17 protein-coding genes are annotated in these 24,802 nt (G+C 45.2%); 2 read left to right on the plus strand and 15 right to left on the minus strand.

Annotated elements, in window-relative coordinates:
• Positions 1 to 35 precede the first annotated feature (35 nt).
• The 6 genes from AC5WJX_RS17275 to AC5WJX_RS17300 form a co-directional block, all read right to left on the minus strand.
• The gene (locus AC5WJX_RS17275; protein ID WP_494485518.1) at positions 36 to 2,897 is read right to left on the minus strand and encodes a TIM-barrel domain-containing protein; all 2,862 of its coding nucleotides are present in this window, start codon (positions 2,895 to 2,897) and stop codon (positions 36 to 38) included.
• A 118-nt stretch (positions 2,898 to 3,015) separates the two neighbouring features.
• On the minus strand, positions 3,016 to 7,146 hold the full coding sequence (locus AC5WJX_RS17280) for a hybrid sensor histidine kinase/response regulator transcription factor (RefSeq protein ID WP_494485519.1): 4,131 nt from the start codon (positions 7,144 to 7,146) through the stop codon (positions 3,016 to 3,018).
• Between the two features lie 114 nt (positions 7,147 to 7,260).
• Positions 7,261 to 9,678 (minus strand): glycosyl hydrolase family 95 catalytic domain-containing protein, encoded by a 2,418-nt coding sequence (locus AC5WJX_RS17285; protein ID WP_494485520.1) that lies wholly within the window; start codon positions 9,676 to 9,678, stop codon positions 7,261 to 7,263.
• 94 nt (positions 9,679 to 9,772) lie between these two features.
• Positions 9,773 to 12,148, minus strand: a complete 2,376-nt coding sequence (locus AC5WJX_RS17290) for an ATP-binding protein (protein ID WP_494485521.1) — start codon at positions 12,146 to 12,148, stop codon at positions 9,773 to 9,775.
• Between the two features lie 70 nt (positions 12,149 to 12,218).
• A complete protein-coding gene (locus AC5WJX_RS17295) occupies positions 12,219 to 13,661 on the minus strand; it encodes an SDR family oxidoreductase (RefSeq protein ID WP_494485522.1) in 1,443 nt (480 codons plus the stop codon).
• 53 nt (positions 13,662 to 13,714) lie between these two features.
• Complete coding sequence (locus AC5WJX_RS17300; protein ID WP_494485523.1) at positions 13,715 to 16,363, minus strand: cation-translocating P-type ATPase; 2,649 nt, start codon at positions 16,361 to 16,363, stop codon at positions 13,715 to 13,717.
• Positions 16,364 to 16,566: 203 nt separating this feature from the next.
• Here AC5WJX_RS17300 and AC5WJX_RS17305 point away from each other — a divergent pair, with 203 nt between their 5' ends.
• The gene (locus AC5WJX_RS17305) at positions 16,567 to 17,394 is read left to right on the plus strand and encodes an energy transducer TonB (RefSeq protein WP_494485524.1); all 828 of its coding nucleotides are present in this window, start codon (positions 16,567 to 16,569) and stop codon (positions 17,392 to 17,394) included.
• A 55-nt stretch (positions 17,395 to 17,449) separates the two neighbouring features.
• Here the strand turns inward: AC5WJX_RS17305 and AC5WJX_RS17310 are convergent, their stop codons facing one another.
• Positions 17,450 to 18,127, minus strand: coding sequence for a GNAT family N-acetyltransferase (locus AC5WJX_RS17310; RefSeq protein WP_494485525.1), 678 nt, complete (start codon positions 18,125 to 18,127; stop codon positions 17,450 to 17,452).
• Between the two features lie 106 nt (positions 18,128 to 18,233).
• Here AC5WJX_RS17310 and AC5WJX_RS17315 point away from each other — a divergent pair, with 106 nt between their 5' ends.
• Positions 18,234 to 18,686 carry a DoxX family protein gene (locus tag AC5WJX_RS17315; protein WP_494485526.1) on the plus strand — a complete coding sequence of 151 codons (453 nt, stop codon included), beginning with the start codon at positions 18,234 to 18,236 and terminating at the stop codon, positions 18,684 to 18,686.
• A 99-nt stretch (positions 18,687 to 18,785) separates the two neighbouring features.
• Here the strand turns inward: AC5WJX_RS17315 and AC5WJX_RS17320 are convergent, their stop codons facing one another.
• The 8 genes from AC5WJX_RS17320 to AC5WJX_RS17355 all read right to left on the minus strand — a co-directional run.
• Complete coding sequence (locus AC5WJX_RS17320) at positions 18,786 to 19,586, minus strand: hypothetical protein (protein ID WP_494485527.1); 801 nt, start codon at positions 19,584 to 19,586, stop codon at positions 18,786 to 18,788.
• 641 nt (positions 19,587 to 20,227) lie between these two features.
• Positions 20,228 to 20,575, minus strand: a complete 348-nt coding sequence (locus tag AC5WJX_RS17325) for a hypothetical protein (protein WP_494485528.1) — start codon at positions 20,573 to 20,575, stop codon at positions 20,228 to 20,230.
• A 92-nt stretch (positions 20,576 to 20,667) separates the two neighbouring features.
• Complete coding sequence (locus tag AC5WJX_RS17330; protein ID WP_494485533.1) at positions 20,668 to 20,901, minus strand: JAB domain-containing protein; 234 nt, start codon at positions 20,899 to 20,901, stop codon at positions 20,668 to 20,670.
• 142 nt (positions 20,902 to 21,043) lie between these two features.
• Positions 21,044 to 21,328, minus strand: coding sequence for a hypothetical protein (locus tag AC5WJX_RS17335; protein WP_494485529.1), 285 nt, complete (start codon positions 21,326 to 21,328; stop codon positions 21,044 to 21,046).
• 324 nt (positions 21,329 to 21,652) lie between these two features.
• Positions 21,653 to 22,210 (minus strand): hypothetical protein, encoded by a 558-nt coding sequence (locus AC5WJX_RS17340; protein ID WP_494485530.1) that lies wholly within the window; start codon positions 22,208 to 22,210, stop codon positions 21,653 to 21,655.
• A 178-nt stretch (positions 22,211 to 22,388) separates the two neighbouring features.
• The gene (locus tag AC5WJX_RS17345; protein ID WP_494485531.1) at positions 22,389 to 23,126 is read right to left on the minus strand and encodes a hypothetical protein; all 738 of its coding nucleotides are present in this window, start codon (positions 23,124 to 23,126) and stop codon (positions 22,389 to 22,391) included.
• 61 nt (positions 23,127 to 23,187) lie between these two features.
• A complete protein-coding gene (locus AC5WJX_RS17350; RefSeq protein WP_494485532.1) occupies positions 23,188 to 23,835 on the minus strand; it encodes a heavy metal-binding domain-containing protein in 648 nt (215 codons plus the stop codon).
• A 352-nt stretch (positions 23,836 to 24,187) separates the two neighbouring features.
• Positions 24,188 to 24,802, minus strand: a 615-nt coding sequence (locus tag AC5WJX_RS17355) for an ISAon1 family transposase (protein ID WP_494485091.1), incomplete at its 5' end; no start/stop codon positions are given.

Raw genomic sequence — 24,802 nt, forward strand, 5'->3', positions numbered from 1 at the left:
TTGATTCATTTATATTTGGTTGTTGTTTGTGCAGCTTATTTCAGTCTCAGGGAAGTTGCCTTGCCTGAATACTTGATCAGATTTTCTGTTTTCTGATCGAAGTCTAATGCTTTTGCCGACTTTGGTGTGATGTAGACCACACGGATATTTCTGTTTGGCAACATGCCTTTGAAGCTTCCCTTACGGTCTGCGATGTTCAAGGTTTTTGTTGCTTCCGTATAGTTCAGGGTGATGGTTGAAAAAGCACCCTTCTCGTAATTGTAGTTGGTGCCTTCATCTTCATATAGGGTAAAGGATGCATCTTTTCCACCGTAAACAAAGATGGTTAGCGGGTCTGCTTTCTTCTCTGAGGTGTACTGAAGCTCCGGCCCGGTTGGAATAATGGAACCTTCTTTTACATATACCGGCATTCTTTCATATGGTGCGTCCGCATTGATCTGCTGACCACCTTTCAGGTAGTTACCAGAATACAGATCGTACCAACCCTGCCCCTCCGGCAAGTACAGGCTACGTTTGGTGTCTTTATAGTTGTAAACCGGGTTGATCAATAATGAAGGTCCGAACATGAATGCATCGTTCAGGTTAGATGCTTTAAGATCTTTCGGGAAGTCCATCATGAGCCCTCGCATAATGGTATAGTCATTCTGATGGCTCATACCTGCAAGGGTGTACACGTATGGCATCAAGCGATACCGCAGCTTGTTGTAGTACAACATAGATTGGTAGGCTTTATGATCTTCGGGTGCGATGTTGTAGATCTCGCGGAACGGATATTGTCCGTGTGCACGGAACAAGGGTACGAAAGTACCGAATTGGAACCAGCGGGTGTTTAATGCGCGCCACTCTTCCAGGTTTTCTGCGTTAGGTTGTTCGTACCTTCTTTCTACAGAGAAACCGCCAATGTCCATGGTCCAGTATGGCATACCGGATAGGGAGAAGTTGATACCTGCACCGATCTGTGCTTTCATATCTTCCCAACGTGAAGCAATATCTCCGCTCCAAGCTGCAGCAGCATACCTTTGTAGTCCTGCGTATGCAGAACGGGTTAAGATAAACACACGATCCTGCGGATTGGTCTTACGCTGCCCTTCATATACACCTTTAGCATTTACGAGTGGAAAAGCATTGAAGTAAGTCGTTGCAGAACCCTCATAGGTTGGCGTCATCAGCTCCTTGCGGATCTCCACCGGCAGATTGGAGTGCATATCTGGCTCCGTAGCATCCATCCACCAGGCATCGATGCCCTTGCTATACAGTCTCTTGTTCATCAGGCTCCATAATGCCTCACGACCTTTAGGGTTGAAAGCATCATAGAAGGTGTTAGAATAGCCCTTGCCAATCCAGTCTTTACGTCCATCTTCGATATTACGCTTGTACAAATAGTTGTTCTTGTCAAATTCATCGTAGACATCGAAGCCTTTGTTGAACTTCGGCCATACGGAGATCATCAGCTTCACATTCTGATCGTGTATGGTTTTGATCATCTGGTCCGGATCTTTAAAACGTGCAGGATCAAACTCCTGGCTGCCCCATTCTGGTTCTTTCCAGTATGACCAGTCGAGTACGATGTTGTCTAAAGGAATTTTCCTGCTGCGGAACTCTTTTACGGTCGACAGGATCTCGTCCTGTGTTTTGTAACGCTCACGACTTTGCCAGAAGCCCATTGCCCATTTTGGCATGAGTACGGCTTTGCCAGTCACGGTGCGGTAGCCGGAAATGACCTGGTCGGCATTTTGCCCCTGTATAAAGTAGTAGTCAAGGGCAGCGCCAGATTCTGAGCTTAAGGCGAAGGTGTTTTTATGCGACTCAGGTGCCGGTGGCAGCACTTCCAGTCCGATATAGGACTCAGCGCCATCGGGTATCCATTCGATCTTTACTTTGGTCTTTTTATTCTGTTCCAGGTTTAAGTCCAATACCGCGGAACCGGCATTCCAGGCCTGGCGCCAGTAATCAGCCACCAACTTGCCATCAAACCATACTTTGATGTAACCTGCATATTTTAGCTGTAACTGATAGAGGCCACTAACACCGCTAGACACAGAACCTTCATAGGTTACCAATGCATCTTGTAATTTGATGCGATCGGAAGGAAATTTGTGCTGGTCTGTTAACCAGTTCATTGATAGCTCTGAAACGGCAGTGCTGAACAGCGTTTTCTCCGGTGCTGTTTTGTTCGCATAACTTGCGGTCAACCAGCCTTCTTTATTATCCTTAGAAAAAAGACGCATGGCACTCAGGGGTTCATAGTCCCTGATATCACCTGCACGGGTGATGGAATAGTTGTCCCATAGAATGCCATAACCTTTATTGGAGATTACAAAAGGTACAGCGATCTCCGTATTGTATTGTACAAGGTCAACCCTTCTGCCGCGGTAGTTTACAATACCTTGCTGGTGTTGGCCCAAGCCATAATAGGCTTCATTATCCTGTGCATCGAAGATTTGAGTAACCTGGTACGATGGCTCACCATTGAATACTTTGGCGCGCAGGGCAGGTTCCGCAATTTTGCTTTGTGCAAGTAAGATGTTATTGTTGGCGTCGCGGTAAGTGATCAAACCTGTTTCCTTGGAAACCTCAACTTTTACCGCTGCGGTGATCAGTGAAACGATTTGTGCGTCTGAGCTGGCAGAGAATTTTACATTGCCACTGGTTTTGATGGCCATTAAGGATTTACTTTCCGGGAAGGCCTCCGCTGCTGCGGATATGCCGCGGACATGAATGATCTGGTCTGTAACAGGTTCAAGTCTCAATTTTTTCAGGCCGTACAAAGAGTCGCCAATGGTTACTTCTATGCCATTTGATGTTTTAACATAGTCTTTACCTTCCTGGGCAGATACGTGGAGGTACAGGAAAAAACTGCCCATAAACAATAAGGATTTCGCCCTAAATTTATTCATAAGAATACATGATGGTTTACATTCGGTTTATTGACCTAAAAGTATCCGTATGAAGCTTTGATGAAGGGATAGAAATGTTAACAATTTGGTATCAAAATGTTAACAAACCCGCCTGTTTTTACGATACAGGCGTTTTTGACTGCCTGGACTGGGCATATGTGGAAGGTAGGATTCCGAATTCCTGCTTGAAGTATTTACTGAAGTGTTTAGGGTTGCTGAAGCCAACCTGGTAGGCTACTTCGGCTATACTGAGTTGTGATTCCAATAGTGGTTTTGATTTCTGAAGGCGGTAAGAACGGATCACTTCGACTGGTGATTTTCCGGTTAGCGGCACCAGCTTTTTATACAAGCCTACCCTGCTCATATTTAAGTCGGCGCTGAGCTGATCTACGCTATAATTGCTGTCTGACAAATGCTTTTCTATCTGCATAGAGAGCTGCCGGATAAACTTATCGTTTACCGATTCTATCTCGGCCTCCTGTGGTTTCAGGTCAACCTGCTTCTGGTAGGTCTTTTTACTTAGTGCCTGTTGTGCCAGCAGGTTCCGGATCTTGGACAGCAGGATCTCAAAGTTGAATGGTTTGGTCATGTAATCATTGGCACCTGTTTCCAGTCCGGTGAGCTGTTCGTCATCGGTGGTCAGGGCGGTTAACAGGATCACGGGCAGATGGGCGGTACGCTTATCCGACTTGATCTTTTTACATAGCTCGATACCATCCATCTCCGGCATGCTCACATCGCTCACAATGAGATCAGGATGCAGCGCGAGTACTTTCTGCCAGCCTTCCCTGCCGTTTACAGCTTCTACGATCTGGTAAAATTCTTTTAGGTTATCTTTAAGGTAGAAACGGAAGTCTTCATTGTCCTCTACCAACATCAACACAGGCTTCTTGCTATTTGGATCCAGCTCATTCCTTTCCTTTGATGCAACATTTTTACCGCTGATCAGCATCGCCTGTGGCGGCATGATGCTGTTGTATTCGGCATGCTGTTCAGCAAAGGTCAGCGTAATGGTGAAGGTGCTACCTGCATTGACAACACTCTCGGCTTTGATCTCTCCGCCATGAAGCTTTACAAACTCTTTGGTGATGGACAGACCAATGCCACTACCCTGATTCACGATGGAATCTGGTACCTCGTTCTGAAAGAAACGTTCGAAGATCCGGTCGATCTTGTCGGCTTCGATGCCGATACCGGTGTCTATAACCTTCAATACCAGCGCCGTTTTATTCTGAAGGGTGTACCTGGTGCTGAGTTCAACGCCAACTTTACCGCCTTGCGGCGTGAACTTAAAAGCATTGGAGAGCAGGTTGAACAGGATACGCTCGATCTTATCATGATCAAACAAGGTGATCAGGCTGCTGCGGTCAGCTTTGAAGTTCAGGCAGATGTTTTTACGATCGGCAACGTCACTAAAGGAAAGGCATAGCTCTTTGATGAAAGCGATGATATCGCCGGTTTTAGGATGCAGTTTAAGCTCGTGTACTTCCATCCTGCGGAAGTCCAGTAGTTGGTTTACCAGGTTGAGCAAGCGGCGGCCATTACGCTGTATCATCTGTAACTGCTGCTTGTCAGAATCACTGGCATGTTTGATCAGCTTCTCTAAAGGGGTAATAATCAGTGACAGCGGTGTACGGAATTCATGACTAACATTGGTGAGGAACTTAATTTTCAGCAGGTCCAGCTCGTGGAGGCGTTTACCTTGTTGCCGTTCCTGTTCGAGTAGAAACTCTTCCCGGGCGCGCTTAATGCCACGGTGCCGAAGGTACAGTAAGGAGCCACCAAACAGCAGCACATACATGATGTAAGCGAAGGTGGTACGCCAGATGGGCGGTTTGATCACGATCCTAACACTCTCCTCATTATTCGCCCAATTTCCAGAGGCATCCGTGGATACGACTTTAAACACGTATTCACCAGGATCGATATTGGTGTACGTGGCTCTTCGGATATCTTCCTGGAGTTCCTGCCATTGCTGGTCGAAACCCTCCAGCTTGTACCGGTACTTGATTTTCTGCGGACCGAAGTAGTTGAGTGCCGCAAAGCTTAACGTTATACTGTTTTGGCTGTATTTTAGTTCGAGGGTGTCTGTAAAAACAATGGATTTATGTAGAAGCACCCGCCCGTCGATCTGCTCACCAATACCGACGCTCTTATTGGAGATCTGCAGTTCTGACAGCACGATTAGCGGCTTGCTGTTATCTGTCTTGATCTCATCGGGGTTGAAGAGGTTAAATCCGTTCGCCCCACCGAACAGCAACTCCCCTTTTCGGGTTTTATAACCGGCATTGGCATTGAACGCACTGCCTTGCAGACCATCATGCTCATCATACTTCCGGAAAGAATAGTTGAAGCGCTTCTGTTGATCACGCTGGACGATGATCTTGAAAAGTCCGTTCGCCGTACTCACCCAAAAGTTTTTATCCTGATCCTCAATTACCTTTAAAGTAGCTTTTTCAGTAAGCCCGTTCCGGCTGTCGAAGTTCAGAAAGTCCATGGTTTTTGGATTCAAACGACTCAAGCCGTCCCTGGTAGCAATCCAGATGAAACCATAGCTATCTTCCATCAGGTCATATACGATGTTATTGATCAGCGTATTGCGTTTACCCGCTTCCGTTTTGATGTGCTGGAATTTACCTTGCGGCGAAAGCTTATCTATACCTTCTGAGGTACCAATCCAGATGTTTCCAGCACGGTCTTCAATAAGGCAGGAGATGAAATTGGAGCCTACACTATTAGCCATACCGGCTTTGTAATGAGTAAACTTACCGGTCTGACGATCCAGCTGATCCAATCCCCCGCTCAGCGTTGCTACCCAAAAGCGCCCTTTTCGATCTTCCAGGATATCCCATACCCGGTCGTCGGCCAGGCTGGCGGGATCCCCTGCTTTGTGTTTGTAGTTGTAGAACTTCCCATTTTCAAAGCGATCGAGCCCACCGAAGTAGGTTCCGATCCATAAGATCCCAGCTTTATCAATGAACAGGCTCACAATGATGTCGTTGCTCAAGCTATTCGAATTTGCAGGATTATGCTGGAAGCGTTTAAACTGTCCGGTTTTGCGGTTGAAGTAAAATAGTCCGCCACCATTTGTACCGATCCATAGATTTCCTTCTTTATCCTCCACAAAGCGGTTGATGTCGTCATAGACCAGTCCCGCTGGGTTTACGCCCTGGTGACTGTACAGCGGAAACTTCAGGATCTTCTCATGGTAGAAACTCAGCCCACGTTTAAAGGTGCCAATCCAGATGATGCCAGTCGGATCTTTATACAGGCTGGTAATACTGTTCTGACTTAAGCTTTTCAGGTCATCTTCCTTATTCAGCAGGTACCGGATCTTGAAATCACGTTTATTTAGCAGGTTCACGCCGCCATGGTCGGTAGCGATCCAGATCAGGCCTTTATTATCCTGCAGTAAGCCAGCAATAAGATTGTTGTTCAAGGACCCAGGTCCCTTGTCCAGGTAGCGCTTATTACCTTTCGCAGGGGAATAGTAGTCGATGCCATGTTGGGTGTTCGTGGTATAGATCCAGAGGTCCAGATCCTGATCTACAAACAGCCTGAAATCCTGGAATTCAGAAGTTTTCTTCAGTTGATAGTTGCGTATCCGTTTTTGCACTTTGCCGGACTTCCGGTCCAGCAGTTCTATGCTTTTGTTGCGGTGGATGACCCAGATGTTGCCTTCAGCATCTTGCTGGATGGCAGAAACCGGAGTCTGATCTAAAGCACCTTTTGTTTCTCCGGCATTCTTAAGGTGCAAAGTGCTTTTCGTTGCCGGATTGTATTTGAAAACACCGCCCTCCAGTCCGTTGAACCAGAAATTACCATCATCATCCCGGATGATGTCACGAATGGCGCTGGCTGTAATGTTTAGCGTCTTAAGGTACGGTTTGACATCCCGCACAAAGCGCTGGCTGATGTTATCGTAGATGTTAGGGCCGCTGCGGGTTTCCAGGTATAACTTGTGCCCGGGTAGCTCAAAGATTCCGGTTACGAAATCGTCTACAATGGTTGTACTATCCCGCGGGTCATTCTTAAAGGTTTTAAACTGGTAACCGTCATACCGGTTCAGCCCGGAGAGCGTACCGAACCACATGAAGCCTTTGGAATCTTTAAGAATAGCATTTACCTGATTGTGGGATAGGCCGTTAGAGAGATCCAGCCGGGCGAACTGAATCTGGTTCTGTTGCCCGAAGCAGGTCGCAGATATTAAAATTATGGTCAGGAAAACAAGAAGTCTTTGCTGCAACATCAATACTCTGGCGCTAACCCTTTAGATATATTTGGAATAACGAAATTAAAAAACTCCAGCCCCGAAGCAAGCATAATCAGCAAAGTATTTCAAGCTGCAGGGCTGAACACCAACTTATTTCAGTGTGATCTCCAGGTTAACTTCCCTGGTTTGCGGAAGATTTAGCAGGAACTTACGGTCTTTAATCCTGTTGTTGCTTACCGTGAATCCATTAATCTTTAGCTGCTCGACCTCTGCAGGCATCACCAGGTTAACCTGGCGGCGTACGCCAGATCTAAGCGTGACTTTGATGCGTTTATCTGCCCATTCCAGTTGCTGCAGTTGAATGTTCCCCCGTAATAAAGCGCCTTCAAGTTTTCCTTTGTTCCATGCTTTTGGAAGCGCCGGCAGCAGTTTGATCATGTCTTGCTCGGAATACACCAGCATCTCCAGGATCACAGCGGGAAGTCCACCGCTGATGTCGGTATTGAACAACTCGCCAACATTATGGAAAGAGCCCATACCAGTAGACCAGTATTTGGAAGCCAGGAAGTCTACCGCGGTTTTTGCTTTCTCGGCTTCGCCGATGTGCGCCGCAGCGAGGCCAAGTTGTACCAGACCAAAAGACATCTCCCCGCCGCCTTCGTCCTCCCTGAATTTCATTTTACCATCTATGGTCTTGTTTACCGCAGCCAGAAGCGCCGGGTTACCGGTGATTGTGGAATCTGCTTTATTATAGAGTGCATACAGTTGAGATACATGGCGGTGCGGCATGTTCTCCTCCAGCCCCGGCCACAGCCATTCGCGCAGGGTACCGTCGCTTGCCACTTCATATTCCGGCATTTTGCTCAACATCTCCGTCCAGAGCTTCACTTTTGGCGCATCAAGCGCTAAGGTTTTCGCTGCCGCAATGCAGTTGTTTAGCAGCTGGCGGGCGATCATCACATCCATGGTGGCATTGATCACCGCCTGGGATTTAGCGTTCGCCGGATTGTTTTCCGGGGAATATGAAGGATTAAAAATGTATTTCCCATCAGGTCCGATGGTTAGAAAGGACTCGTAAAAGGCCGCAGCTTCCTTCATGAAAGGATAAGCACGGCTTTTCAGGAACTCCCGGTTTTGGGTGTACTGATAATAGTCGTAGAAAAAATCTGCCGCCCAGCCTGCTGCCCCGGTCCAGTAGGTGAGGCACCAGATTTCACCGAAGTCGGTATCCAGTCCGTTGTTACTGGTATGTGCCGGAATGTGAATACCTTCGGCGCCGTATAGCAGCCTGGCATTTTCCCGGAAAGTAGGCATCTTCTCTTCAAGGTAGCGAAAGTATGAATCCATCAATTCCGGCATGTTGCTGCTTAGCACACTGGCAATAGCTGCAGGCAGGTTGCCGTCATGCGTAAAATCGGCCGACCATGGTGCTGTCCAGGTACCTGACCAGATGCCCTGCAAGTTTGGTGGGTTGGTACCCATCGCACTGATGATGTTATATCTACCAGCATCATATACCTTTTCGATCAAAGCTGCAGGAACACTGGTCTTTGACTGCGCTAACAATGCTTCGCTATTTAACTGGCATGACGCAGGATCCGCATTTAGATGCAGTCGCGAGCGACTGAATAATTTATTGTGAATTGAAACGTGGCGGTCACGAAGTACCGCATAGTCGGTACTCAGGTCATTCAGCTGTGCTTTCATTGCAGCAAGCTTAGATTGGCTCCAGTTTTTGGAAGGCTTGATCTGGATGAGCACTAATATTTCATCTGCATCTGTAATCTGCAGCTTTCGGCCAACAACCTCCACTTTCCCGCCTTTGAGCAGCACACGGCCAGCACCTTCATAGCCTTGTAAACCATCTTTGTAGTGGTTTTTAAATTTACATTGAAAGGTTAAGAAGTCAGGCTCCGCGGTGGCCTTTGCCTCCGCCACCCCAGTCTTCACGAAATCTGCCTGTTTAGCTTCTATGGGCCGTTGTGCAAAGTCGAGAGTCGTGCTGATCTTTGCATTGCCTTTAATGGAAATCACAATCACGCTATCCGCCCGCGAAACAAAGACCCTACGTTCGAAAGTACCTTTTTCATCCGCCCAGGTTACCATGGCTTCACCCGTTTCGAAGTTTACACTGCGTTGGTACTTTTTCAGGTTTGATGCTTGCTGATCGATATGCATGTCGAACGCAGGAATATAAGGATCGCGGCCAATATCAAAACCTTCCTTATTACGTTGATCAACAGGAATTCTGGCGGCAGCTTCGCCTTTACCCTCCAGCAGCAGCTTGCGGATCTCCTCCATCCGACTGCCCTGACTAATCGGCATTTTAGGTTCGTTTAAGGGAATATACAGATCAGCCTGACTGAAGATCAGTGTTTCCGCATGAGGCTGTCCCATGACCATTGCGGCCAGGGTGCCATTTCCACTAAGCAGTGCATGTGACCAGTTGGCTGCTGGTTCCGTACTTACAAAGCCTCTGGCAGGTGCAGTAAAGGGAATCGTTTGTGCACAAAGATTCGTGAAGAGTGTAGTCAGAAAAAACAACAGGGACAATCGGAATTTCATCATCAGGTATCGGGCTTAAATTACCAAAGTTAAAAATATAGTGCTTTAAGCATTCGCAAGGTATCCCAATGTTTACTTTTGGGTACTTAAATGTAAACTAAAGATCCCGGAAGATGTGATGATAAACTTTGCGGAACAGTTCATCTGGCAGGAACGGCTTCACGAGGATATCATCTATACCCGTTTCCGCAAGCTTCGTCTCGATCTCAGAGGGCAAGGTCGCCGTTAAAGCAACGATCGGGATTTGAATACCTTTAACCCGCATGGCCATCGAGGAGCTGTAACCATCCATCACCGGCATGTGCAGGTCCATCAGGATGAGCTTGTGTTTCAATACATCTACCTTCTCCAAAGCATCTGCACCATCTACAGCGACATCAACGGTGGCACCCCAGCGCTTCAGGAATGACTCTGCGACCATCACGTTCATCGGGTTATCCTCCACCAGCAGAATTGGGAAACCGGAGAACGGCTTGTTATCGCCTACCTTTAGGTCTTCTGCCTTTTTCACCTTTAGAAGCGTATGCGTTCGTTTGAAGGTGTGAGAGAAAAAGAAATTGGACCCTTTACCAGGTTCACTCTTCAATTGCAGCGTGGTCTTTCTTAGTTCGAGAATCCTTTTGGTAATGGCCAGTCCTAATCCAGTTCCGCCAAATCCCCTGACCGTAGACGAATCGGCCTGCGTAAACCGTTCGAAAATCCGGGCCTGGTTTTCTTGCGATATACCGATTCCGGTGTCTTTAACCTGTATTAGCAAGGTGACTGTTTGCGCATCAGCATCGGTGACATTGATGTGTAAGGAGACACCACCTTCGGCGGTAAACTTGATCGCATTATGTACGAGGTTGGTAATGACCTGGAACAGCCTGGTTGGATCACCAATAACACGGTAGTTCAGTGATTCATCGATAAACAGCTTTAAAGAGATCCCCTTATCCTGCGCTGCACTATTCAGACTTGAAACCAGGTTGTTCGCTAAAGCAGGAATGTCCATCTCGATCTCCTCGAAAGTGATTTTACCAGCTTCTATCTTACTGTAATCCAGGATGTCGTTTACGATATTCAGCAGGTTGTTTGCAGAGAAAATGATCACATCCAGCAACTTTCGCTGATCTTGCCGAGGTTCATTTTTAAGCAAGAGGTGACTCATTCCGATCACCGAGTTTAGCGGGGTTCGGATCTCATGGCTCATGGTGCTCAAGAACTCTGATTTCGCTACAAGGCCTTCCGCAGCTTGTTCGCCTGCTTGTTTAAGCACGAATGACACCCGGTGAGACAGCACCAATGATTGCAGAAAGAAAAAGCTGATGTAACCCACAAAGCTGATCAGTTGTAGCTGCGGCAGAATGTGCCAGTAGTGGAGCAGCGAGATCGTAAAAACCGACATCAATGCAAATGCGCTCGCAAGTGCATACAAGGAGCCTGGCCGTTTTTTAATGCAGGCGCGGATATACAGGTATGGCACGTACAACAAACAGAAGACCGTTACAACGAGGAACGGATTAATGAGGCTGCTGAACACGACCGGCGGAAACACCAGCGCCACAGCAGCAAAGCCAAAGCAAATGGTACAAATCGAAAAGACAACATACCGGTTGATGTCTTCTGGGTATAAATAGCGGCTATAAAGGCCAAAGAAACCAATTGCGGAGAATAAACTGATGTACTCAATTCTGATGGCGATATACCAGTTGATACCCGGAAACAAGCTATGCAGCACGTAATTGTCCGTACCAATCATACGATAGCTGTAGATCATGGCAAAGATCGCGAACAGTAAGATTGCTTTATCGCGGTTACCAAAAAGGTACAGTCCAAGAAAAAACAATCCCCCCATGAGCACACAGCCGGTAAGCAAGAGATCGAAGGCTTCCGTACGTTTGCGGTCGAGTTTTACAAACTCTTTTGGTCCCAGGAAAATGGGCTTACTGATACCACCTTTGTGGTGGGTGAAATTAGAGATCTGGAGCAGTACGTTTAAGGTGTCGACACCGAGATCAAGGTCTACGTCCTTGTTTATCCACTCTGGAGTGGCCTCTGCAGCGCTCTTGCCGACGCGTCCATTATGCGCCACAACGGCGCCATTGATGATCAACTTGTAGGAGGTATACACTTCAGGCATACTGATCCGAAGCAATCCGGCATCCTTCGGCAGCAGCACAGTAAGCTTGTATGTGGCATATCCGAAAGATGGATAAGACTTTCCGTCGAAATTATAGCTGGTCCAGAGCTTGGGTACCTGTACCTTAACCCCTGGTTTCGATGCTTGCTGATGATCCTCGATCAACTCGTTCCAGTAGAACAGCCATTCGCCGTTTAGGGTAATATTTTGGGAGATACTCTGCTTACGAAGGTCGAGGATACCATCTTTCGCTTCAACATCCATCGCGTAACCGGAACCAACACTGCAGGAAAGCAGGAGCACTAATATTACATAAAGTGTTGATCGATTGAGTGTTTGTACAGAAAGCATTAGCAGCCAGATGGTAGGCCCAAGATAAAAATTTTCTTCTTAGGATTGCATTGCTTTTCTACATGGGTTTTTATGGTGTTTGCCGTGATACCGCGGGCTTAACAATATTGCTGATCATACCTTTAAAAATGAAGCCATGAAACGGCAATACGGAATACCAATATAGCCGGCCCAGCAGGCCTAAAGGTCTGAAGGTTGCCGTTTGTGTAAGTATATTGTCTTCGTTCATTTTAAACTCCAGCCAAGCCTCACCGGGTAGCTTCATCTCCGCGTAGAGCAACAGCCTTCGCTCCGCTTTATTGGCAATGAGCACCCGCCAGAAGTCCAGGGACTCTCCGGCATAAATTTCGGAGTCGCTTTTTCTTCCCCTGCGCATGCCTACCCCGCCCACCATCTGGTCCATAATGCCACGGACCTCCCAAAGCCAGCGCCCATAATACCATCCGCTTTTTCCGCCAATCGCCCAGATACGCTGCAGTGCGAGCTCAGGCTGCAGCGCAGGTCGCCGCTGCACATCCTGAAAGCAGCCATTCACCGGAACATCCAAGTAGTGGGTCAGGCTGTTCTTGAAAAGGTCGCTCGTTTGAGCATCTTTCCAGCTGGATAAAACCTGGTTTTGTTCAATCTTGTCGAATGCCAGTTTGATCGAAGTATCATAGTCGAGCAGTTGAATATTCAGCAGTTGTGGGAGGTTATTGGCTTTGCAGATCACCTCCACTTTCATGCTGTTCACCAGATTTTTGGCCAGCACATAGGAGGTAGAAGTCACAAAGTACAGCCAGTAGGAAGATAAACGGGGTGTCATGACCGGCACAATAAAGATCCGTCTCTTCAAACCTCTGATCTTAGCAAAACGTAGCAGCATTTCTTTGTAGCTCAGTATATCTGTTCCGCCGATATCATAGGATCTACGGTACGTTTCCTCCCGTCCGAGCACCCCTACCAGGAACTCCACGACATTGCGGATACCGATAGGCTGGCATCTGGTCTTCAGCCATTTGGGTGTGATCATCACCGGAAGCTTTTCTACCAGATCTCGGATGATTTCAAATGAGGCACTGCCTGATCCTACAATAATACCTGCACGCAGCGTTGTCAGTGCAAAGCGGCCAGTGCTTAGGATATCTTCAACGTTCTTTCTGGACTTTAGATGTCGTGAAAGCCCGACATCATTTACGATGCCACTGAGGTAAATAACCTGTTTGATGTTCGTCTGTTCAATGCTTCGCTTGAAGTGCTCTGCACAGGTTTGCTCCATCTGGCCAAAATCCGCAGACTGCGTAGACATGGAGTGAATGAGGTAATATGCCACATCCAGATCAGCGGGAATCTGCTGCAAGGTTTCTTCCTTAAGAAAATCGACCTCAATGATCTGCAGTTTAGCCTGCGGATAGCTATGATTGAAACGGAGCTTGTCCCGTACACAGGCTACAACTTCATGGCCCTGATCCAGTAAGACCGGTAGTAACCGCTGTGCGATATAGCCGGTGACACCGGTGAGTAGTATTTTCAAAATCTAAAGGTTAAAACCATAAGAGCAAGTACAAAATGGGTATTCCACTAAACTCAGTCCTCCTGATGTTTCCTGCGGAAGATCTTCAGGAACTCACTTAGGAACAGAGGCACCAATCCGAGTGCAATCACCATCATCCAGCCTTTAAGATCAAGCATCTGCAATCCAAAAGCTTCCTGCATGAATGGAATGCCAATAACAAGCAATTGTAACGCCAGACCGAGTACAATTGCTCCGGCGAGGTATTTATTGCTGAATACACCAATGCTAAAGATGGATTTTACGTGATTTCTGATGGCCAGGGAATAAAAAAGCTGACTGGCAACAAGCACCATGAAAGCCATGGTTCTGGCATATTCCACGATTTCAGGACTTACGGAGTGGTCAAAAGGACTTGCTCCGTGCTCGTAGTAGCCATACCAGAAAGCGATAACGGTAAGCATACCGATGAGCAATCCACCGACCAGCACATTCCAGCCGCTGCCACCAGCGAAGAAGCTTTCGTTTTTGGCACGAGGTTTCTCCTTCATCACATCCGGATCTCCCGGATCCATCCCCAGTGCCACTGCCGGCAGGGAATCGGTGATCAGGTTGATCCATAGCAGTTGCGTGGCAATTAAAGGCACTTCCCAACCGATGCTCAGCGTAACGAACATGGTAACCACTTCACCCAGGTTGCAGGTTAGCAGGAAGATTACAGATTTTTTGATGTTGTTGTAAATGTTGCGGCCCTGCTCAATAGCAACCACGATCGTCGAGAAGTTGTCGTCGGTAAGGATCATGTCGGCTGCACCTTTGGCCACATCGGTACCCGTGATGCCCATCGCAACGCCGATGTCAGCAGCGTTTAGTGATGGTGCATCATTTACACCATCGCCGGTCATGGACACGATATTACCATGAGATTTTAATGCACGGACAATTCTAACTTTGTCTTCCGGCGATACCCGTGCAAAGACATGATACTGCTCGATGTTTGCCACAAAATCTTCTTCTTTCATGGCATTAAGTTCCTGAGTGGTTAATGCCTGTTTGATATCATCAGCAATGCCCAACTCACGTGCAATGGCAAAGGCCGTGTTCTTATGGTCGCCGGTGATCATCACACAGGTGATTCCCGCAGCTTTGGCGCGCTTTACGGATTCGATAACCTCTGGTCTTGGCGGATCGATCATGCCGACCATACCGATCAGCACCAGATCCTGTTCCATTTCGGCTTCCGGTATAGGGCCACTTACCTGCTTGTAAGCTGCACCAAGGGTACGTAGCGCCTGATCAGACATCTGATCTGCAGCTTTCAGAAAAGCTGCTTTATGGCTTTCTGTAATTGGAACTTCCTTCCCTTGTTCTAACACCCGGCTGCATTTGTCCAGGAGATTATCTATGGCACCCTTGGTGTAGACGGTATATTTTCCATCACTTTCGATCAGGGTAGACATGAGTTTTCGATCGGAATCAAAGGCAAACTCACCGACACGTTTATTGACCTGCGCCAAAGTTTTACGATCTAATCGGAGGTTATCGGCATAGATCAGGAGCGCAATTTCTGTCGGATCACCGGTACCTTCGTCATTTTCGTAGGTTGCGTCTGAGCAAAGGACCATCGCCTTTGCAAGCAGTTCAGCGTCGGCAGTGCCCTGCTGCTGATCTGCAACATCCTGCTCTCCCTCAAGCGTAAAACTTCTGGTAACGGTCATCTTGTTCTGGGTGAGTGTACCGGTTTTATCTGAACAGATGACATTCACGGAACCCAGGGTTTCTACTGCCGGCAACTGGCGGATGATGGCATTGCGTTTAGACATCTTGGTAACACCGATAGAAAGCACCACCGCAACAATGGCGGCAAGACCTTCCGGAATAGAAGCAACAGCCAGGGACACGGAAGTCAGGAACATCTCCAGCAACTCACGCCCTTGGAACCAGGCAACGATAAAGATAAATACACAGATTCCAATTGCAAGCAAGCCAAGCGTTTTACCCAGTTTATCCAATCGTTCCTCCAGCGGCGTTTTGGATTCCTGCTCATTGCCAATGATGTTCGCGATTTTACCCACTTCCGTCTGCATGCTTATCGCGGTCACCACGCCAACACCCCTGCCATAGGTCACCAGCGTAGACATGAAGGCCGAATTATCCCGATCACCAAGCGCAGTATCTTCATCATGTATTTCCTCGGCGTTTTTACTGGATGGAACCGACTCGCCGGTAAGCGAAGATTCCTCCACCTGCAGGTTTGCGGATTCGATCAAGCGGATATCCGCAGCGATAAAGCGGCCGGTATCCAAAATAAGGATGTCACCCGGCACGAGGCTTTCAGAATCAACTTCCTTGATATTTCCGTCTCTCTTTACAATCGCTTTTGGTGAGGCAATTTTCTGTAAGGCTTCAATAGCATTCCCGGCTTTGATCTCCTGAACCACCCCGAGGACTGCGTTCAGAATGATAACGATCAGAATAATGACCGCATCTACATATTCGCCCATAAATAGGGTAATCACCACTGCTACAAACAGCACGTAGATCAGCCAATCCTGTAATTGCGCAATAAACAGCTGAAGTATACTTTTCCGCTTTTTACCGATAAGCTTATTGGGGCCATATTGTTCCTGCCGATTGGCGACGTCCTGCGAAGAAAGGCCGGTATTGGGATCAACATGAAGTTCGGAGAGTACGTTTGAGATGGCTTTGGCGAAATACGACATAAAGGAATGCTAATACTTAGGGAACAACCACTAATTAACAAATAAAAAATCGAGTTGTTGACAGCAATTGGAGAAACTGGATGTGTTTAAAACACAAGACCTTTAGCCACTTGGTTTATTTTCTTTCGCTGTTTTTTTATGGAAAAGCCCCAGACGAGACATCCTCAATTTAAAATAAATCTATTTACCTAACCCTTAATGTTATGTTCGGTTCCAAAATCAATCTGCACAGAGAAGAATGGCTTGATGTTATTTTCGATCAGAAGAATAAAAATTATGGTGCCTATGAATTACGGCGCCAAAGTGACGCGAACACTTCCAAATCACTGCTTTATGCCGGAACATTATTCATTCTCCTGTTCCTGAGTCCGAGAATTATCAGTTTGATCAACGGCACGGTACCCGAGGATGTTACCAGCAGCCCAGTGGAGGTGATCATTGCAGCACCGCCGCCAATAAACCCGGAAACACCACCACCGCCAGCTGTCGAACCGCCTCCTGCACGACAAAATCAGCTGAAGTTTCCTCCGCCGGTGGTTCGTGCAGATAATCTGGTGAATGATGTGGAACCGCCACAGATCAAAGATTTGCAGAATGCAGATCCTGGTCAGAAGACCATAGCAGGATCACCAGACGCGGATATTGTGATTGTCGAGCCTGCTGGCGATGGACCGAAAAGAGATGCAGCTGCAGTTGTTAACGACACCAAGGTCTATGACATGGCGATTTTGGAGGTGCCACCTACATTTCCAGGTGGTATTGAAAAGTTCTACCAATACCTGAATAAATCGATCAAATACCCGCCCATGGCTGCGGAGAACAACATTCAAGGTAAAGTTTTTGTATCCTTTGTCGTTGAGCGGAATGGAACATTAACAGACATCAAGGTATTGAGAAGTCTGGGCGGTGGTACAGACGAAGAAGCAGTCCGGGTACTGAAGGCAAGTCCGACCTGGATACCCGGTGTGCAAAATGGCAAGCAGGTCCGGGTAAAGTATAATATCCCGATCAGTTTCTCGCTTTCGCAATAATCAGCTGGTCAGCGTTGACCAGAAGGTTGCTTCTGGTTAACGCTGGCTTTGCAAATTACCGCTTTAAAATATAGAAGTTCATCTCCGAACGTACCACAAATCCCATTCTTTGATAGAGATCGGCAGCTATAGTATTCTCAGATTTTACGTGTAAATAAGGTACTTGTCCCGCGGCAGTTATTTGTTTAAGCTTGTGCAGTATTAATCTTTTTGCAAAGCCTCTCCCGGCATAATCCGGATGGGTGCAAACGGCACTGATCTCCGTGTAGGCTCCAGCACGCAGACGCTCGCCTGCCATCGCAACCAAATCATCCCCAAAGAATATACCGCTGTAGCCTCCAAATTCAATTGTTCGCTGGGAAAAGGGTCCTGGTGGAGCGATCTGCGTCAAGGTTAACATTTGAGGAACATGCTGTTCGCTAAGTTCAACAATATCCCCTACCTGTACTTCTTCAGGAATTTCAGCTTCAAAAACCATCTGCAATCCTGGGATTTTGTCGACAATGGTCCATGGCGATGGATCAAGATCATCCTTGGGCGAGAACATGACTATAATTTGTTCATCCCTGAAACGCTCGAACAGGCTGCTAAAGTTAGCAGGCGTTTCGTCAATTAATGCAGCGAAAGGCGAAACCTCCGGAAAGAAGTATTTCAGCTGATCCGTGCCTTGTCCAAGATGCCGGCTTTCACCGTTCAATGCCCACCAGATCGGGTTGTCTAAAATGTGTGTCATATCGTATGTTGCAAAGATAAGAAGATGTCCTTATAACATGGGCCTGGCTTAAAGCCGCAGCACAAACAACCTGAAAGCAGGATTGTTAACTTTACTAAAGCAGCTTATGAACCTTCAACGTCAGCCACATACCAGCACCCTGCAAAAAGTAGCGAGAATTCTGCTCGGCACCTTCATGGTCTTCGCCGGAATTGGCCACTTAACTTTTCAGCGCAAGGCCTTTCAGGCGCAGGTTCCGGAATGGTTGCCGGTTCCTAAGGACTTCACTGTAGTTTCGTCAGGGTTCGTCGAAATCGCATTGGGATTAACGCTAATCTTCTGGAAAAAGCAACGGGTAAATACAGGGATCTTTCTGGCGCTTTTTTATATTCTTGTGTTCCCGGGGAATATTGCTCAATATACCGGGCACAAAGATGCCTTTGGACTAGATACTGATGGAAAGCGCTTGGGCAGGCTGTTCTTTCAGCCTGTGCTGATCTTATGGGCGCTGTGGTCTACCGGGGCATTGAAGAAAATCAGCAATCGAAAGCTCCTTAAAGTCGGACGCCCACTTATCTGATATCTCCGCCGTACTAAGGTACAAGTAGTCGTAGATGTACGAATAAATTCAAGGCGCCTACTTTGTGATCCAACTGGCGCTTTGAATTCTTCTTTGAAATTATTTAGCAAGCGTGTAACGAATGTTGCTTATAGCGAATCCGACTAAGTCAATCGTTGATCCGGGACTATCCGCACTGCCAATTGTAATCATGGTAAAAGGTTTGGTCGCCTTAATAGCAACTAACTTTGCTCCAGGACTCTTTGCAGTTTTGGAACTAACACCACCTTTGGAATTATCATATATCCAGTCGCCAAATGAGACATCGAATAGATGGTCATAGTTCTTGTGATTTGGGGCTATCTCAAACCCGAATTCAGTGCAAGGTTTTGATAGGTAAATTACAAGGTCTTCTCGATTACCTACTTCGGCGTAAAGCACGTTGGGATTTTCTCGCTCAACGTTGGGCGATGTCCCCCAGGCAGAATTCCACCCCTTTGCACTCGATGTGTTTAATTTCAATAATCGAACGGGTGTATGTGAAATGAAATCAAAAAAACCGAGGGTAAGGCTTCCATTTTGAAGTTTATGGTAGGTCTTTTTATTCTCCAATTTAGAAATATCAAAAAGGCATGTTTCTTTCAAATATTCCGCAGTAGGCAGATCTATCAATGTGAATGGATATTTCGGTCCATAAGGAATATCTTCAGGTTGCTTTGGAAAGATCAGCTTAGTAGCAGGATCTGCACCAGGTTCGCCCACATTGTATGGGGGAAGTACTGCGTAAGTGCCATTGACCTTTCCTTGACCCCTAGATAGTTCTTTGGGTTGATCTGGTGCTGCGTTATCCTTTTTGGAGCAGCTTATGATCATGGTTCCTAAGACCACAAACATAAAAGAGCGCAAATAATGTCTAATCATTTTAGTTTTTTGTACAAAACTAAAATATAGTTTGCCTGCTGTCTCAGCTGGCGAACAGTTGTTACCTTTTAGAGTAATTCTTGTAAAATTTGAGAAAAGGAACGAAATGCCTGTTTTGATTGAACTTTAAAGAGCAACTAGGCTACTGAAATCCGCACCAGCGACACAAGGATTTTTAGTCCTTTGCTCTACCGACTGAGCTATCGTTTAAACACTGGTTTTATGTGTGAACGAGATAATGCGCCAAACCATGTTTTCAGAACTAAAAATCGTTTTAACCGAAGACAGTGTAACAAAGAGGGTATGAAACCTACTATTTTAATGGTAAAAGACAAAGAGAGTATATTGGTAAAAAGATCAATTTGAAGATCCATCCTAATAATTGCAATTCGTATAATGATCGAATGAAGCAATTCAAGAACGTCGACATTTGAAATTACCAAGGCATTGCATTCTGGTTGGAGTCCTTTACAGAGTGCACCTAAGAAAGAGGAACCAATTATGCATAATTCATTAGAGCTTATTCTCTCCACAAAAATCCTCACACGCTCTTCCAACAAAACCCTAGTAGCTGCATTGCCAGACTATAGGTCTGGCAATGCAGCTACTAGGGTAAACTAATTGCATCTTGTACTTTCGATCTATAACTCCAAATGTCCTGAATTTGCTAGCAGATACTCTATTTTTTCTTTCATTATCATCCGCATGTTCCCGCTCAATATAGCATTCCAAGCTTGATACTTGCTCCAGTCATTATAAGGTTCTTCAAGCTTGTTATACCACGGCCACCAACCATTAGGTTTAGTAGCTTTCCCTGCTATTTTCCCCAATTCGGTTCTTAATTCGATAGGGATAGAAAATTTTTCTGGATTCTGTTTAGTTGCAAAACCATATATTAAGTCTTTGTCATACTTCTGGAACTGGAAACCTATGCTTACATATTGCCATTCTTCTCTGCTTATCCAAAAGCCACTATAATTCTCATTCAAGTTCACTTTGTTGTAGCATTTAACACCGAGTTCCTCGCAGATTTCTTTGATCGAGTCGAAGAACTCTTTCGATAGTTCGTTTGTGGCTTTATTTAAGCTTGGTTATGCACAAGTATCATAAAACCTGCAACAGCCTTTAATGCCGTTCCAAATATCAACCTAGGAACTGTAACTGTTCCGGATACACCTCCTTGCGAAATGATTGTAATACCTAAAATTTTGTTTCCCCTATTAAGTAGAACAATTTTAAACTCATTTAGCAGATCAAGTTTGTCACAGTCCCGTTGATCCAGAACAATTCTGTAAGCCTCTTTAGCAATGCTTATTCTGAATCTTTCTGTTTTTTGTAGTCAACTGAATACTTGTTCGATTTCAGCAAGAATGGCAGCTTTGAGACTGGCAATAGTTTGCATTTATGCTAGTTCATTGGCTGACTAGCAGTCCACTTATTACAGTGAGTAAAACGTGTTAATTCCTCACTATTGTTGAGATCTTATCCAGTAACTCTTGATACTGCTTACTAATGTCCTTTGATTCCTGAAGTTGTTTCCTGTAATCTTCTAAGGTGTAATTGGCCAGGTCAAGTTCCAAATTTTGAACAAAGTATTTAAAGTAAAACTCTGCTTCTTTAACTGTAGAACAATTAGCATCGACTTCCAAGAAGAGCGTCCAAAGACTTTGAAAGCTTCGAATAGGCATTCCACCATTATCATCAAATGAAAACACTTGTGCAGGATCTGCTAAAAATTTCATTGTAGCACCTTGTATCAAGCTGTTCTGGAATAATTTAATATCTTGAAGTGACCACTTAGTTAATCTTATCTCCCTTGATGGATCACCAACTCGATTTACATAGGCAAATATTTGACGGCCCAACCTTCTCCCATACTCAATATATTCATGCACTGTGCAGCAGACTATATGGGCAGGATTATCAAGAACACCGGTAACTATATTGTTAGATTCTTGAACTACTCCGTCATCATAAATCGAGAAGTAATAAGAAGTAGGTGCATAAGGCCGCCATTCTGGCGACTTATGCGTGCAGCGTCAAATAGATCTTGAATAATTGGAATTCTATGCATGTTGTGTTTTAGCGTCAAGGTTGTCATATTCAATTGATGCGATTGGGTTGCTTCGGCGATTGAAAACTTCAAGTTCCCAATTAGCTAGCGACATATTTTCAATCACTGCTTTCTTCCTTAAAGAGTCCACTAAACGCATATAATCAACCGGCCCCGACATTTTCGTCCAGGATTCAGTCTTATACCTCTCAACTTCTGATAATACAATCCTGTCAACTGGACAGTGAGGTGGCTCAGGTATTTGTCCGCGGCACCATTCATATTTAAGAAATAGATTTAAGAGCTTCTGAGCTGAACCGAACTTTAGTTGCCCACCTATTAAAATGTCATCTTTCGTACATTCGATAAGGTCAATAATATTGTTGACATGCTGGTGCTCAGAAACAGGGCTACGGTATTGCTCGTAAATTTCCAGAACTTTATCCCTTAACCTCTTTCTAAAAGCAATTCTTTGCTTTTCAGGTGAATGTTCAGCATAAATCTTTGCTCTTTGGAACGCACCTGCTATTGATAATATCCATAGCTCATTGTCTAGAAACTTATTCTTCATATTTAGTTAAATTTGGTTTGAGGATGTTCGTTGTTCAAGATAAATAACCTTCAACGCATCTAAGCTGCAGTTATCAAGCTTGTGTATCATTTTGTGGCAATTAGAGCATAGTAGCATCAATTCTCCAATTCAGTTTTGAATCCCATAGCCAGCTACTTTACATGTCAAGAGGATGCAGTTATTTGCAGTAGGCCATGGCAAAAACAGATACTTTACCTAACATGTCATCACTCACTTTATATTGCGTTCTCAGCTTTTTGTAAGATTGTGTGTCTAATCTATCAACCAACGCTTGATGCTTTTCTCCAAAGTCCGGATATTTAGCATCGGCCTTATGAATATTTTCAAGTTCTATTTCTTTTAAAACGTTAGCTAAGGCGCAAAGCTCCAAACCCCGTTCGCTTAGGTAGGCTCTTAATTTCGCCAATTCAATTTCATCTTCGCTTTGGACATTGTCTTGTGAATTATTTAATGTAGTAACCTTCAATTCATTAAATGTTACGTCAGGTTCTATTTCATTAGGACTTTTAGAGAGCCTGACAATCCAATCAGCTTTGTCCTTCATCGCGTCTTTGGAGGTAAACAAATAAATGCCTATTACACTTGGCCCCTCGTGATTCTCAAATACATTCTTGTCTTTGCTGAGTCTATAGATCTCTAGAATGGTCTTACTCAAAGCCTCTTTCGAATAATCAGTATGTTTATACACTGCATACTCAAGAAGTTGAGCTTTGTAATTGGTTTCATATTTATCTTCAGATATCACCTCAAAATTCAGATTACTGGATGAATCGTTCGTATCTTCTGTTGTTATGACCTGCTTGTTGCCTTTGTTATCAGACTCGCGATTACAACTAGCAAGTAAAATAAAAAGGGCTAATAGCGATAGGCGTAATCTATAGTTTAAACTTTCCATTATAATTTTCGATTAAGAACGTTCGTGAATGCTAACATACTCCTCACTAAGAAGGGGGGCATTATAATACTGTTGGAATTATGTCTTTCTTCAGTTCATTGAAAGCAAAAACGGCTTGTTGAAGCTTCTCAAAACCATCAAAGTCTATCGTTAATACTTCCTTTGCATTTCTCAACTTTACTGCGGTTCCAGCCATACAGACCATAAGCATGCCCTTACCTCCACCAACTTCAGCATAGTCAACATCAGCTGCTATAACTGCATTACAACCTACCATTGCTGCTTTGTACCTAAGTTGGTTCCTACAAAGTATCTCTCCATCACTTAACTTGTTTTGCAACGATCCGGATTGTCCACCCATGAAGTCTGACCAAGTTGAGGTGAACTCAGACAAAAGTCCTGTACCTGTTACCGTTTGGGCACTTACGATACCGGAGATTAAGTAGTCCCAATTTAGCGGATTGTGTGTAGTAACAATTGGTATCAGCTTGAGATTTGTTTTGATAATGTCCTGTAGTCTACTCCTTTCTGTAGTTACTTTCTCTTCGTATTGGTTGAGGTAAATTACGGCGCACTCACTACAATAAGCTTCAGCTTTTTCATTTCGGATATTATTGATAAATGAAGTAGTTGATTCTTTTACAATATACTTGCTAGTCATAAAGCCATTGAGCTTTGTGTTGCAGTTTGGACAAACTTTGAATTCCATGTGAGAGGTAATTTCACCTAATATAATAAAGTACTTGCAATAACTATCAAATTGGGCAAACTTCCTGACTCGTGACTAGTTAGTACAAAGTGCGAAAGATTGGTTCCAGTAAGGAAGGCAAGTAACCTCAGTTCAATTCACCAGCTTTTGAAACAGGGAAGTTAGTAGTTGCAATAAGATGGCCCTATTATTTGGTAACTGTAATTTGCATATTAACTAATCTTAAATACATGGATAGTACCATAGAGAAAACAATATGTAAGATAGTTGTAAACCACTCTGTTGATGGAACATATAAGAACATCGGAACTGGTTGTGGATCAAGTCAAAAAGTTGTGGAGTAAGGTTGTTGTTAAGCATAAAGTTGGGTAAGGCGATACAAGAAGAACTCAGTACTTCTTACTCCTCTAAACTGGCTTCTGAATGCCTTTATTTTGGCGTTGAATGACTCGGCTGAAGCATTCGTAGATCGACTATCAAAGTAGTTCAGGATGGTTTGATAATGATACTGAATGGATCTTGAAATCGTGTTAAAGGACTTAAAGCCCGATTGTCTTACTGCCTCATGCCATTTGGCGAGTCTTGCCAGACCGTAAAGTTTGTCGGTAGTTTTCTCAAAGATATTGCTTAAGTTCAGGCTTAAGTTATAAGCTTGCTTAAGTTTAGGATACTTCTCAAAGAGTAGATCAGCTCGTTCTTTCTGACTTGCAGACCAGGCTTCAGGTCTTCTGTACAATGCGTATCGACTCCGGGCTAGTAATTGCTTTAATGTATCACCGTTTGAGAGTACTTCTGCATGGAAGGGTTTCTTTGCTTTCCTAGCCTGGTCTATGGCCTCATTTTCTGCATCTAAGGCTTCCCAGCGGTATTTAATGCGCATCTCCTGCAGCGCTTCAGTTGCTAGTTTCTGAACATGGAACCTGTCAGTCACACGAACTGCTGAGCGGAAGCAACGCTTTGCAATGAG

The sequence above is a fragment of the Pedobacter sp. NEAU-ZC8 genome (assembly GCF_059278965.1).

Bases quoted from the DNA above. Each gene is read 5' to 3' on its own strand.
- AC5WJX_RS17280 (WP_494485519.1), bottom strand. From the start codon at position 7,146: ATGTTGCAGCAAAGACTTCTTGTTTTCCTGACCATAATTTTAATATCT.
- AC5WJX_RS17300 (WP_494485523.1), bottom strand. From the start codon at position 16,363: ATGTCGTATTTCGCCAAAGCCATCTCAAACGTACTCTCCGAACTTCAT.
- AC5WJX_RS17335 (WP_494485529.1), bottom strand. From the start codon at position 21,328: ATGAAATTTTTAGCAGATCCTGCACAAGTGTTTTCATTTGATGATAAT.
- AC5WJX_RS17285 (WP_494485520.1), bottom strand. From the start codon at position 9,678: ATGATGAAATTCCGATTGTCCCTGTTGTTTTTTCTGACTACACTCTTC.
- AC5WJX_RS17305 (WP_494485524.1), top strand. From the start codon at position 16,567: ATGTTCGGTTCCAAAATCAATCTGCACAGAGAAGAATGGCTTGATGTT.
- AC5WJX_RS17345 (WP_494485531.1), bottom strand. From the start codon at position 23,126: ATGGAAAGTTTAAACTATAGATTACGCCTATCGCTATTAGCCCTTTTT.
- AC5WJX_RS17315 (WP_494485526.1), top strand. From the start codon at position 18,234: ATGAACCTTCAACGTCAGCCACATACCAGCACCCTGCAAAAAGTAGCG.
- AC5WJX_RS17275 (WP_494485518.1), bottom strand. From the start codon at position 2,897: ATGAATAAATTTAGGGCGAAATCCTTATTGTTTATGGGCAGTTTTTTC.
- AC5WJX_RS17350 (WP_494485532.1), bottom strand. From the start codon at position 23,835: ATGGAATTCAAAGTTTGTCCAAACTGCAACACAAAGCTCAATGGCTTT.
- AC5WJX_RS17320 (WP_494485527.1), bottom strand. From the start codon at position 19,586: ATGATTAGACATTATTTGCGCTCTTTTATGTTTGTGGTCTTAGGAACC.
- AC5WJX_RS17310 (WP_494485525.1), bottom strand. From the start codon at position 18,127: ATGACACACATTTTAGACAACCCGATCTGGTGGGCATTGAACGGTGAA.
- AC5WJX_RS17340 (WP_494485530.1), bottom strand. From the start codon at position 22,210: ATGAAGAATAAGTTTCTAGACAATGAGCTATGGATATTATCAATAGCA.
- AC5WJX_RS17290 (WP_494485521.1), bottom strand. From the start codon at position 12,148: ATGCTTTCTGTACAAACACTCAATCGATCAACACTTTATGTAATATTA.